This window comes from Pseudomonas brassicacearum (assembly GCF_003732175.1).
Lineage (GTDB): Bacteria > Pseudomonadota > Gammaproteobacteria > Pseudomonadales > Pseudomonadaceae > Aquipseudomonas > Aquipseudomonas brassicacearum_G.
In genome coordinates, this window is record NZ_MOBI01000005.1 from 99909 (window position 1) to 112242 (window position 12334).

At 58.9% G+C, this 12334-nt stretch carries 14 protein-coding genes; 7 read left to right on the forward strand and 7 right to left on the reverse strand.

All coding sequences use genetic code 11. The features are described from left to right. Positions 1–75: 75 nt before the first annotated feature. A complete protein-coding gene (locus BK658_RS04465) occupies positions 76–705 on the forward strand; it encodes a glutathione S-transferase (protein WP_123581230.1) in 630 nt (209 codons plus the stop codon). A gap of 172 nt (positions 706–877) precedes the next feature. Here BK658_RS04465 and creD read toward each other — a convergent pair whose 3' ends face one another. The 4 genes from creD to rloA2 form a co-directional block, all read right to left on the reverse strand. Further along, on the reverse strand, positions 878–2239 hold the full coding sequence (creD, locus tag BK658_RS04475) for a cell envelope integrity protein CreD (RefSeq protein ID WP_123581231.1): 1362 nt from the start codon (positions 2237–2239) through the stop codon (positions 878–880). Positions 2240–2438: 199 nt separating this feature from the next. Next, entirely contained in the window at positions 2439–3860 is a 1422-nt protein-coding gene (creC, locus tag BK658_RS04480) for a two-component system sensor histidine kinase CreC (RefSeq protein ID WP_123581232.1), read from the reverse strand. Further along, on the reverse strand, positions 3860–4540 hold the full coding sequence (gene creB, locus BK658_RS04485; protein ID WP_123581233.1) for a two-component system response regulator CreB: 681 nt from the start codon (positions 4538–4540) through the stop codon (positions 3860–3862). The genes creC and creB overlap by 1 nt, the downstream gene beginning before the upstream one ends. A gap of 59 nt (positions 4541–4599) precedes the next feature. Further along, entirely contained in the window at positions 4600–5103 is a 504-nt protein-coding gene (gene rloA2 / locus BK658_RS04490) for a retropepsin-like aspartic peptidase RloA2 (protein WP_123581234.1), read from the reverse strand. 163 nt (positions 5104–5266) lie between these two features. On the opposite strand from rloA2, the gene BK658_RS04495 reads away from it, so the two are divergent. After that, entirely contained in the window at positions 5267–6196 is a 930-nt protein-coding gene (locus BK658_RS04495) for an acyltransferase (protein WP_123581235.1), read from the forward strand. Here the strand turns inward: BK658_RS04495 and BK658_RS04500 are convergent. Next, positions 6155–6718: a DUF2780 domain-containing protein gene (locus tag BK658_RS04500; protein ID WP_123581236.1), complete on the reverse strand. Its 564-nt coding sequence runs from the start codon at positions 6716–6718 to the stop codon at positions 6155–6157. The genes BK658_RS04495 and BK658_RS04500 overlap by 42 nt on opposite strands. 206 nt (positions 6719–6924) lie before the next feature. Continuing rightward, positions 6925–7488, reverse strand: a complete 564-nt coding sequence (locus BK658_RS04505; RefSeq protein WP_123581237.1) for a DUF2780 domain-containing protein — start codon at positions 7486–7488, stop codon at positions 6925–6927. A 224-nt stretch (positions 7489–7712) separates the two neighbouring features. On the opposite strand from BK658_RS04505, the gene BK658_RS04510 reads away from it, so the two are divergent. The 5 genes from BK658_RS04510 (at position 7713) to BK658_RS04530 (ending at position 10888) form a co-directional block, all read left to right on the forward strand. Next, a complete protein-coding gene (locus tag BK658_RS04510) occupies positions 7713–8306 on the forward strand; it encodes a fasciclin domain-containing protein (RefSeq protein WP_123581238.1) in 594 nt (197 codons plus the stop codon). Between the two features lie 54 nt (positions 8307–8360). Then, complete coding sequence (locus tag BK658_RS04515; protein WP_123581239.1) at positions 8361–8993, forward strand: sigma-70 family RNA polymerase sigma factor; 633 nt, start codon at positions 8361–8363, stop codon at positions 8991–8993. After that, complete coding sequence (locus tag BK658_RS04520) at positions 8990–9664, forward strand: anti-sigma factor (RefSeq protein WP_123581240.1); 675 nt, start codon at positions 8990–8992, stop codon at positions 9662–9664. The genes BK658_RS04515 and BK658_RS04520 overlap by 4 nt, the downstream gene beginning before the upstream one ends. A 306-nt stretch (positions 9665–9970) precedes the next feature. Continuing rightward, positions 9971–10183 (forward strand): cold-shock protein, encoded by a 213-nt coding sequence (locus BK658_RS04525; RefSeq protein ID WP_123581396.1) that lies wholly within the window; start codon positions 9971–9973, stop codon positions 10181–10183. Positions 10184–10459: 276 nt separating this feature from the next. Next, entirely contained in the window at positions 10460–10888 is a 429-nt protein-coding gene (locus BK658_RS04530) for a DUF3757 domain-containing protein (protein WP_185019775.1), read from the forward strand. 64 nt (positions 10889–10952) lie between these two features. On the opposite strand, the gene fdhA is transcribed toward BK658_RS04530, so the two are convergent. After that, positions 10953–12152, reverse strand: a complete 1200-nt coding sequence (gene fdhA, locus BK658_RS04535; protein ID WP_123581242.1) for a formaldehyde dehydrogenase, glutathione-independent — start codon at positions 12150–12152, stop codon at positions 10953–10955. Between the last annotated feature and the right edge of the window lie 182 nt (positions 12153–12334).

Consider the following 12334-nt stretch of genomic DNA (forward strand, 5'->3'; position numbering starts at 1 on the left):
CCCTCGCCAGCCGCACCGGAACTTACTAGGCTAGACCTCTGCCCCATGCTCCCTGAATACAGCCGAGGAATATCCATGTCCGCCCCCAGCATGACCTTGTTCCACAACCCTGCTTCGCCTTACGTGCGCAAAGTGATGGTGCTGCTGCATGAAACCGGTCAACTGGACCGCGTGGCGTTGCAACACAGCCAACTGACCCCGGTCAGCCCCGACGCCGCGTTGAACCAGGACAACCCGCTGGGCAAGATCCCGGCGCTGCGCCTGGACGACGGTAACGTGTTCTACGACAGCCGGGTGATCCTCGATTACCTCGATCAGCAACATGTCGGCAACCCCCTGATCCCTCGCGAAGGCACGGCACGCTGGCGGCGCCTGACCCTGGCCGCGCTGGCCGACGGGATCATGGACGCCGCGGTGCTGATCCGTTACGAACTCGCCCTGCGCGCCCCGGAGAAACACTGGGACCAATGGCTCGACGCCCAGCGCGACAAGATCCGCCGTGCGTTGACGGTGCTGGAAGCCGACGCCATCGCCGAGCTGACCAGCCATTTCGACGTCGCGGCCATCAGCGTTGCGTGCGCCTTGGGTTATCTGGATTTGCGTCACCCCGATCTCAACTGGCGTGACGCCCACCCGAAACTCAGCGCCTGGTATGCAGAAGTCAGCCAGCGGCCGTCGATGCTCGCGACCGTGCCGAAGGTTTAACCCACGTTAAAAACGCTCGAAAGATCGCAGGCTTCGCCAGCTCCTACAGGTGACCGCATCCGACGTAGGAACTGCCGCAGGCTGCGATCTTTTACGCTCCCTAGGAAACAGCCCGGCAATCAGCGTCGCCAGCACCTCACCCAACTGCTGATCCTCGCGCAACCCCAGCGACCTACTCATACACCACCTCTGGCTTGGCGATCCTGCCCTGGCCAATCCCGTACCAGTCGAGTTTACGGGTCAGCACCATAAACACGCCCAGCAAGCCGAACAACAGCAGCGAGCCCATCAACAGCGCGTAATCCTCGGCACTCAACAAGCCGTAAAGCAAACCGTAGAGCGCCGCCAATCCCGCCGAAAAACTCAACCCGTGGCGCGCACTGCGCAGCACATGGCAAACATAGAAACCGATCAACAACACGCAGGCACCGGCCGACAGCAGATACGCCAGGGCAAAGCCGATGTGCTCGGAGAGTGACAACAACAGCAGGTAGAAGAACGCCAGCGCCACGCCCACCAAGGCGTATTGAACCGGGTGTACCGCGAGGCTTTTCAGCACTTCGAAGAGAAAGAACCCGGCAAAGGTCAGCACGATAAACAGCAGCGCGTATTTGATCGCCCGATCGCTTTTGAGGTACTGATCCACCGGGTCGATGAAGCTGACGCCGAAACTGCGGCTTTTGAACTCTTCACAGCTGGAATGGGACAAGCAGCTATTGAGTGCCTCTTCCAGATTGGTGGAAAAGAACGAGGTCTGCCAACTAGCGCTGAAACCTTCAGCACTTATCTCACGCTGGGCCGGCAGGTAGTTGCCGATAAAGCTCGGATGCGGCCAGTTGGCTTTCAAACTGACTTTGCTGGTTTTACCCACCGGGGTGATCTGCAACTGACCGGTGCCTTGCAGACGCAGGTCAAAACCGAAGGCCAGTTCTGTGGCTTTGTTCGCATCCAGCACCGGCAGCCTGGCGTGCACGCCCTCGCCCAGCCAGTCCACTTGCGTACCCGGAACAAAGTCCAGGCTTTGGCCATCGAGTTCAAGCTTCAAGGCGTTTTCGATGCCACGAATATCGCTGATGCCCACGGTCAGGAACGGCTGGTCGAACTGGTAGTCGGAAAAGTCCTCCTTGATGCCCAAGTGCTCCGGGATAGAGAAGTGCCCGCTGATCCGGTTATCCGCGTGAAACAGCCGCGCCTCGTAAATGCCACGGGCGCGCAGTTCGGTTTGAACCTGACCATCGAGTTCGAAACGTTCAGGAAGGAAATACAGTCGCCCTCGTTCCTGAGTCGTTTCCTGATAACGCTCGCTGGTTTTTTCGTTGGTTTTCCAGGTCCTGACCACCTTGCGATACGGCACCACCATCAGCGGCCCGCTCAATTGCTGGCTGTAGCTGGAACTACGGGCGATGTCCTCAAGGACACCGTTGCGCAGTTGCTGGCGGTCAAAAATCACCCCGCTGATCATCAGCAACGGGATCATCAACAGCACAATCAGAAGGGCAATTGCCCCAAGTTTTATGGCCAAGCTGCGGTTCATGGGCTCTCTCCCTGTTCGAATGAGGGAGAGTCTGGAAGCTGGGTGTGAGGGTTTTATGGGGGAAATGTGGAGAGTGTGTGGAGAAAAGCCCTACTGACTGATCATTCCCACGCTCTGCGTGGGAATGCAGCCCGTGACGCTCTGCGTCACTGGACGCGGAGCGTCCCTAGAGGCGTTACCACGCAGAGCGTGGGAACGATCATCTGGGCAGACGCAACGTCACCTCGACGCCGCCCGGCACATTGCCGACATGCAATTCACCCCCATGCAACTTGACTACTTCTTCAACGAAGTTAAGCCCAAGGCCGGTACTTTTACGTCCACTGTCCGGGCGTGGCAATGAATAGAAGCGTTCGCTCAAACGCCCCAGGGCGTAATCCGGAATCGGTTCGGCCTGATTGAACAGTTTGAATTCGACCTGCTCGGCATGCCGTTCGGCGGTGAAGCGCAAGACGCCGTGGGACGGGGAGAAATCCAGAGCGTTCTCCAGCAGATTGCCCAGCGCCTGACGCAGTAAGAACGGCTCGCCCAGCACATCCAGATCCGTTGAAATCTGCTTCTCGATCTTCAACTGCTTGCGCTCGATGCGCGCATGCTGACCGCTGAGCAACTCATCGACCAATGCTGCCAACGGCACCGGCACACGCTCTTCCAGCCCTTGACGCTGTTCGACCTGCGCCAGGTTCAGCAAGCGCTCGATCAACTGCTGCATCCGCGCACTTTCGCTGTCGATATTGCGGACAAAGCGCTGTTGTTGTGTTGCCGGCATCTCGCCTTGCAGCAACTCGGCAGCACCGCGAATCGCCGCCAATGGACTCTTCAGTTCATGGGTCAGGGTATGCACATATCGTTCGACGTAAGCCTTGCCTTCCAGTTGCGTGCGCATGCGCTCCACCGCCGTGGCCAGTTGCTCCAGCTCTGCGCCGCGATAGTGCGGCAGCTCGGCCCGTCGACCTTCGCTGACCGCTTGGGCGTAAGCGGTCAACTGCCGTAATGCGACACTCAGCCACCAAGACAACACCGCACCGAACAACAAGCCGAGGCCGATCAACCCGGCGCCGTACCAAAGCAATCGACGTTCGGTGCGGTCGACGTAAGGCTGCAATGAGCTGTTGGGCTTGGCCACGGTGACCACGCCGATGATCTGCCCGTTATCGCGGATCGGTGCGCCAACGTGCATCACCGAAGAAGTGGCATCGTCAGCGATGCTGCGGGTCGAACGTGCGCCGTATTCGCCGCGCAAGGTCAGGTACACATCGTTCCAGCGCGAATATTCCTGGCCCACTGCTACACCGCTGGAGTCCAGCACCACGATGCCCTTGGCATCCGTGACGTAGATACGGTGGTTGACCGAATTTTTTGGCAACCCCCAGATTGTCGCCGCTGGCTGCCGCTCGCCGTAAGCCTTGAGCAACTCGGGCCAGCGATTCTGATTGAGAGTGCCAGCCTTGAAGTCATCACGCAGGATTTCGGCCATCAGATTGGCCGTGTCTACCAGCGTTTCTTCGGTGGACTGTCGAACGCCTGGGCGGATTTCCTCCATCACCGTGTTGAGCACGAAGTAACCGGTCAGGCCGATGAACAGTACATAGACCAGGAAAATCCGGATTCCCAACGGCATCAGCTATTCCCCGGGCTGTAGCTGTAACCGAGGCCACGGTGAGTCTGGATCGGCTCCGCACTGGCAGCCACCAGACGCAACTTGGCGCGCAGGCTTTTGATGTGGCTGTCGATGCTGCGCTCATAACCCGCATCGGCGGCAACCCCCAGCGCATCGAGCAATTGCTCGCGGCTGAAGACCCGCTCGGGTTGCTCCAGCAAACACTGCAGCAAACGAAATTCGTGGCGAGTCAGGCTCAGGGGTTGACCGCGATAGCTGATCTGCACGCGATCGATGTCGACCTGGAACACTGCGCTCGACGACTCGTTCACCGCGCGCGGCGCCATGCGCTTGAGAATCGCCCGGACTCGCGCCGCCACTTCCCGAGGGCTGAATGGCTTGACTACGTAATCGTCGGCGCCGATCTCCAGCCCCACGACCCGATCGATCTCGCCGTCGCGGGCACTGAGGAACATCACCGGCACTTCGCTGAAGCGCCGCAACTGCTTGCAGGTCTCGAAGCCGCTGATATCCGGAAGGCCGATATCCAGAATGATCAAGTCTGCAGGTGTCATGCACTGATGCTCGAGCGCCGCCGCGCCGAGGCTCAACCACGTGGTGGTGAAGCCTTCGCCCTGCAAGGCAAAAATCAGCGTATCGGCAATTGCCGCTTCGTCTTCGACAATCAGGATATGAGGCATGGCATCCAAGCCCGGCAATTAAGTGGGCGAACGGTGCCCCAAGGCTGATTCGGCGTCAATCAGCAGTCAGGCTTATCCGCGACAAAGCGTCTGGCCGGGTTCACCGCTGCACCAAACTCACGTAATGCCTTGGCACCGATCAACAGCGGGTAATTGAAACTGCTGCGGTCGGTCAGGTTGACCTCGACCGTGCGCTTGATGCTGCCCAGGCACAGTTCCAGTTCGACGACCGGACGCTTGGCGACGTCCGCCGTGTCCTTTTCATCTTCCTCGTCGGCGCGGCTTTTGATTTTGCTGATCCGCAAGACTTTGTGTTCGAAAACCTTGTTGCTCGCATCCTTGGTACCCAGACGGAAGCGCACCCAATCTTGGCCATCGCGGGTGAAGGTTTCGATGTCCTTGGCCGACAGGGAAGCCGTCAGCGCGCCGGTATCCATTTTGGCCTTGAGGACCTGGCCACCGATTTCCGGCAGCTTGATGTATTCGTAACGACCATAAAGGGTCGGCTCGGCTGCCATGACTGGCAGGGCCACAAGGGCTAACAATGCGAGGATGGATTTCACGTAATAGATTCCCTGGGAGTAGGACGACGGGATTTTAGACCGCAGTTGTAATGATCGTTCGAGCATACCCAGACAAAAGTGAAACATTCGTCAGCCACCCGGATTTGGCCTCTGGGCCGAAGCTGCTTATCATTGCGCGCCCAAACGCTTCCAAGAGTTATTTATGCGCCGCCTGCTCATCGGCTGTTTCGTCACCTTGCTGCTGTTACTCAACACCCTGGTCCTGTTCGGCCCGTTGATGGTGTTTGCCCTGCTCAAACTACTCCTGCCCGGGCGCTTTCGTGATGATGCCAGTGCGGCGGTGATGTGGATTGCCGAAACCTGGGCCGAAATCGACAAGCTGATTTTCTCGCTGTGCATCCCCACACAATGGGACATTCGCGGCGGCGAAGGCCTGCGGGTCGACACCTCGTATCTGGTGATCAGCAATCACCTGTCCTGGGTCGACATCCCGGCGCTGATCCAGACCCTCAACCGGCGCACGCCGTTCTTCAAGTTCTTCCTGAAGAAAGAGCTGATCTGGGTGCCGTTTCTGGGCCTGGCCTGGTGGGCGCTGGATTACCCGTTCATGAAGCGCTACAGCAAAGCCTTTCTGGCCCGGCACCCGGAGTTGCACGGCAAGGATTTGGAGATCACCAAAACCGCCTGCGAGCTGTTCAAGTGCCAACCGGTGAGCGTGGTCAATTATCTGGAAGGCACTCGCTTCACCCCGGTCAAACGCACCGAACAGCAATCGCCCTTCAAGCATTTGCTCAAGCCCAAGGCGGGCGGCGTGGCGTTTGTATTGGCGGCGCTGGGTGAACAGCTGGATGCGGTGCTCGATGTGACCGTGGTGTATCCACAGGAAAAGATTCCGGGTTTCTGGGATCTGATCAGTGGCGCGGTGCCAAGGGTGATCATCGACATCAAGACCCGCGAGCTGGATCCGACGTTGTGGCAGGGTGATTACGAAAACGATCCGGTGTTTCGCCAGAGCGTCCAGAACTGGGTCAACCAGCTCTGGACCGAGAAGGACTCACGCATCGACGCCTTGCGCGCCGAGCGGGTTGAATCAGCCGCCGGCGCCCCAGATCCCGCCGAGGCTATTGAGTAGCGAACCGCCAACACCCTGCTGACCGAGGTATTCCAGCAGGATCGGGGCAAACTGGCCGATCATGCCGCCGTCCATGCCCAGCGCGCTGAAGGCACTGTTCAGGTCATTGGTGTTCTTCACGTTGTCCAGGTTGCCCAAGGCGCTGTCCAGAGGCGACGACTTGCCGGACGAGCCACCGAGCAGTCCGCCAAGCATACCCAGACCACCGTTACCCGACAGCATCCCCAGCCCCGGCGCGTCTTTGGTCAACTGTGAATAGTCGGTCGAGCTCAACTGGTTCTTCGCCAGACCCAGCATGGCACCCGTGCCACCGATGGCCTGTTCCGGGGTCACGTCCAGCGCACTCAGCGCGCTCAGCAAGCCGGCTGTTTGTGAAGTCGGTGCTGCAGCAGCCGTATTGTCGCCACCCTGCATGCCGGAAACGGCACCCGCCACATCGTTCAGGCTGAAGCCGGCAGCGAAGACCGGGCTGGTCGCCAGGGTCATGAGCGAAGCCAAAGCAAAACCGCGTGAAATCTTCATCGAAACGAACTCCTGAACCCTGAAAGCCACCCGAATGCGGGCGGAAAACTGGAGGTTTGACCGGAACGGGTCAGGCATTGTTCCGTGGCCACGCCAGCCTTTTTTGCACTGCAACGATCCGGCGTTTCGCCAGAGCGTCCAGAACTGGGTCAACCTGGACCGAGAAGGACTCACGCATCGACGCCTTGCGCGCCGAGCGGGTTGAATCAGCCGCCGGCGCCCCAGATCCCGCCGAGGCTGTTGAGTAGCGAACCGCCAACGCCCTGCTGACCGAGGTATTGCAGCAGGAGCGGGGCAAACTGGCCGATCATGCCGCTGTCCATGCCCAACGCGGTGAAGGCGTTGTTCAGGTCACTGGTGTTCTTGACGTTGTCCAAGGCGCTGTCCAGGCCTGCCGACTTACCAGGCGAACCACTGAGCAAACCGCTCAAGCCCCCCAGGCTGCCCAATGCATTGCTGCCCGACAGCTGATCAAGACCCGGCACTTTATTGGTCAACTGGGAATAATCGGCCGCGCCCAACTGATTCTTCGCCAGCCCCAACATGGCTCCCGTGCCACCAATTGCCTGCTCCGGCGTGACGTTCAGCGAACTCAGCGCACTCAACAAGCCTGCTGCCTGCGGGGTCGGTGCGGCGGCAGCCGTCTTGTCGCTGCCCTGCATACCGGACACGGCACCGGCCACATCGTTCAGGCTGAAGCCTGCGGCGAAGACCGGGCTGGTCGCCAGCGTCATGAGCGAAACCAAAGCAAAACCGCGGGAAATCTTCATCGAAACCAACTCCTGAACCCTGAAAACCACCTGCGATCAGGTGGTGGAAACCAGCCGTTTAACTGGTCGCGAGATTAATTGCTCCCGGCCATTGTGCGCCGCACCGGTTTGCGTGAAATCTAGCCGAAAAACAATTTTCCTGCGCTGCATCCGATCTCTGACCCACTGCGTATATCAAGCACGGACAGACATTCCTGGCCGATTCCTCACCAAGGACAATCACCATGAAGCGCACTACGATTAAAACCCCGCTGATCGCCAGCCTGCTGAGCCTGGCCGTGACCTGCGGTTTGACCCTTAACAGCGTGCACGCGGCAGACATGAGCCACGACTCTGTAATGGTCGGCGGACAAGCCATGATGCCGGGCAAGGACATCATCGATAACGCGGTAAACTCGGCGGATCACACCACTCTGGTCGCCGCGGTGAAAGCCGCCGGCCTGGTCGATACCCTCAAGGGTAAAGGCCCGTTCACCGTGTTCGCACCGGTCAACTCGGCGTTCGCCGCCCTGCCCGCCGGCACCGTCGATACCCTGCTCAAACCCGCGAACAAAGCCACGCTGAGCCACATCCTTACCTACCACGTGGTCGCGGGCAAACTCGACATGGCGACGTTGGCCCAGCAGATCAAGGCCGGCGGCGGTAAAGCCGAACTCACCACCGTCAGCGGTGGCAAGCTGTGGGTGACGATGAACGGCCCGCACAACATCACCCTCAAGGACGAAAAAGGCGCCACCGCCGACATCACGACCTATGACGTGTACCAATCCAACGGCGTGATTCAAGTCATCGACAAAGTGCTGATGCCGAAAAGCTAAGCGCTGACGCCGGCCCTGTGCTTCAGGGCCGGCGTTGCCTTGAGGGCTGTCGCCGTGAATGGAACAACACCGCGCTGTGAACTAACCTCAGCCTGCAACCGGCGCCGCATGCCGACTGACATTCACCGGAGAACAGTCATTTCCACCACCGACGCCGAACCGCTCAGACAGCTGCTCGCCCAATGTTCACTGGGCGACCGCCGTGCCTTCGAGACGCTCTACCGCAGCGTTGCACCGCGCCTGCATGGTGTAGCGCTGCGCTTCATGGGGCGCAGCGACCTGGCCGAAGAAGTGCTGCAGGAAAGCTTCGTGCGCATCTGGAACAACGCCTCGCGCTACCAGGCGCATTTGTCGGCGCCGATGACCTGGATGATCAACATCACCCGCAACCAGGCCATCGACCAGTTACGCAAACACCGCGACCGCCGCCTCAGCGAACTGGAAGAACAGGCGTTGGTCGACGAAGCTCCCTCGGCCCAGGAATTACTCAGCAGCGACCGTGAAGCCAGCGCGCTGAAGCGCTGCCTGGAGACCCTTGAAGGCATGCAACGTCAATCGATCACCGTGGCCTACTTTCAGGGCTTGTCCTGCTCTGAACTGGCCGATCATCTGGCGGCACCCTTGGGCTCGGTCAAGTCCTGGATTCGCCGTGGCATGGAGCGCCTGCGCAGGTGCCTTGAATCATGAACTATCAATCCAGAAGCCTGCGCCGTGCCCTCGCCGCCGACTACGCGATTGGCCTGATGCCCGCCGCCGCGCGCCGCCGCTTCGAACAGCTACTGCTGGACGACTCCGAACTGCGCGTTGAACTGGCCAAGTGGCAAGAAAGCCTGGCCAGCCTCAACGACCCCTTGGTCGAAGTGCCCGTGCCCAACCGGGTGTGGACCGCCATCAATGCGCGAATCGAGCCGCAGGAACTGCACGTGCCCGCCAAACGTCCTTTCTGGAACTGGTTGCGCGTGACAGTGGCGGTCTGCTCGCTGCTGGTGGCAGTGACGCTGGGCATTCTCTACAACCGCGACAGCAGCCAATACAGCGCCACCTTGCTCAGCGCCAGCGCGCAGCCTGCCTTGCGAATCAAGGCCCACCAAGATTACCTGCAAGTCGAACCGCTGGCCCTGGCCGCCGTAGCCCCCGGACACAGTCTCGAATTGTGGGCGGTTCCAGCCGATGGCAAACCGATTTCCCTGGGCGTAATCCCGGCCGGCGGCAAAGGCCGGGTCGCGTTGAGCGAGAAACAGCATGCGCTGCTCGGTAAACCGATAGCGCTGGCAGTCAGCCTTGAGCCTGAAGGCGGTTCGCCGACTGGGCAGCCGACAGGGCCGGTGTTGTATCAGGGGGCGTTGGCGGGGTTGTAAGCCAGATCAAAAGATCGCAGCCTTCGGCAGCTCCCACAGGGTATGGCGTAGGAGCTGCCGAAGGCTGCGATCTTTTGATCTGGCCGTAGACCATTCCAATGAGTCCGTCGTCTTCCAGGCTTTATTCCCCTCGATTCGGCCAAATGAAACATTGATCTCTAATTCGTATAAACAACTGTCAGATATGACAGTTGGCACCCCTCCATGATGGTCCCACGCTGTGTTTCGTAACAACGGGAACGGGGAGTGAGCAGGCAAACAGTTGCTCACTCCCCTTTGGTTATTGAGCACATGGGAAGCATCAAAATGAGTAACAGACAAACCGGTACGGTCAAATGGTTCAACGATAATAAGGGCTTTGGGTTCATCACACCGCAAGATGGAGGTAATGACCTTTTCGTGCACTTTAAGGATATAGAGAGCCAAGGTTCTGTAAGTCTTAAAGAGGGCCAGGCAGTGACTTTCGTGGCAGGGAGGGGGCAGAAGGGAATGGAGGCGAAACAGGTGAGACCCGAATGAAACTGAACCCTCCGGGTTCCTGATGTTCGACGAGGCCTGCGCGGCCTGATAGTGAGCGTGGGCCATTCTTATGGGAGATGCCGGTAAAAAGGTCGTGCAGCAGGAACACTGTCACACATAGATCCCCTTTCGCTATTCTTGGCAGCTTATTCCACAACAATCTAACTATATGCAAAATATATTCAAAACAAACATAAAAAACTGTCAACTCTGACAGTAGGCACAAAAACGAAAACCCATCAGCATTGGGGCTCCAACTACGTAATGGAGTACACAATGATGCAAAGCAAAATTGCGGTGGGTGTGTTTGCAATGATGGCGCTGATGGGCAATGTTTACGCTGCTGAGGCAACCTGTCCACCAATTGAAAAAATCACGCAGAAACCACTTGCCGGGGGAGGCTTCGAATACTTTGCGGCTGGCCCCAATGGTTCGCCTCTGCAGTGGACCGGCGAGAATCAGGAAGCAAAAGAGCACTTTCTCAAAGATTCAAAGTTCACCGACGCGAGCAATAAAACCAGCACCAAGGCTGTCATTTGCACTTACGAGGGGGCAGGTGATGCAGGTGTAAGGGTAGTCCTGAAGGCATTCAATGACGTGAAACCACTCCCTGACACCGCGTGGAAGGATGATTTCTGTAAGAACCCGAACATTTCCAAGTGTGCATTCAAGTACTCCACGCTGACAGAACCAGCAAAGTCGTAAGCTGCCGCTTCCCATAAAAAAGGGCGACATCACTGTCGCCCTTTTTTCCGTCTTGCCCTAAGCCTTACGCCGCACTAAACAACTTGTGCGGATCAATCACAAACTTCTTCGGTACACCGGCATCAAATTCGCCGTAACCACGTGGTGCGTCGTCGAGGCTGATGACTTCAACACCCACGATGTCGGCAATCTTGATGCGATCCCACATGATCGCCTGCATCAGCTGGCGGTTGTACTTCATCACCGGGGTCTGGCCGGTGTGGAAGCTGTGGGATTTTGCCCAGCCCAGGCCGAAGCGGATGCTCAGGCTGCCCATTTTCGCGGCGGCATCGACTGCACCTGGATCTTCGGTGACGTACAGGCCAGGGATACCGATTTTGCCGGCAACCCGAACCACGCCCATCAGCGAGTTGAGTACGGTGGCCGGTGCTTCGTGTTTCACGCCGGCATGGCCGTGACCACGGGCTTCGAAGCCCACCGCATCGACGGCGCAATCCACTTCCGGTTCGCCCAACAGTGCAGCGATCTGTTCGTGCAGCGGGGTGTCCTGGGACAGGTCGGCGATTTCGAAACCCTGGGCCTTGGCGTGAGCCAGGCGGATCGGGTTGACGTCACCGATGATCACCACTGCCGCGCCCAGCAGGCGAGCGGAAGCGGCAGCCGCCAGACCCACCGGGCCTGCGCCCGCGATGTACACGGTGCTGCCAGGGCCAACGCCGGCAGTCACTGCGCCGTGGTAACCGGTTGGCAGGATGTCGGAGAGGCAGGTCAGGTCACGGATTTTTTCCATGGCGCGGTCGCGATCCGGCAGTTTCAGCAGGTTGAAGTCGGCATACGGCACCATCGCGTATTCGGCCTGGCCGCCGGTCCAGTCACCCATGTCGACATAACCATAGGCACCGCCCGGACGGGCCGGGTTAACGCTCAGGCAGACACCGGTGTGCATCTCTTTGCAGGAACGGCAACGGCCGCACGCCACGTTGAACGGCACCGATACCAGGTCGCCGATTTTCAGGTTCTCGACGTCGCTGCCCTTCTCGATCACTTCACCGGTGATCTCGTGGCCCAGTACCAGACCGGTTTGAGCCGTGGTGCGACCACGCACCATGTGCTGGTCGGAACCACAGATATTGGTGGATACCACGCGCAGGATGACGCCGTGCTCGATCTTCCTGCCACGCGGGTCCTGCATTTTTGGATAGTCGATTTTCTGTACTTCGACCTTGCCATTGCCGAGATACACCACACCACGATTACCAGACATGCTTTCACCTCGCTGTTGTTTTTATGTAGCGGTCGCGTCGCCAGAAATCGGCGGCGCGTTGATTGCTCGGGTTATTGCCTGTGAGTCTTGTGTTGTTTGTAAGGGCCTCATCGCGAGCAAGCTCGCTCCCACATTGGATCTTTGGTGCGACTAAGATCTGTGTACTCACACAATCCCCTGTG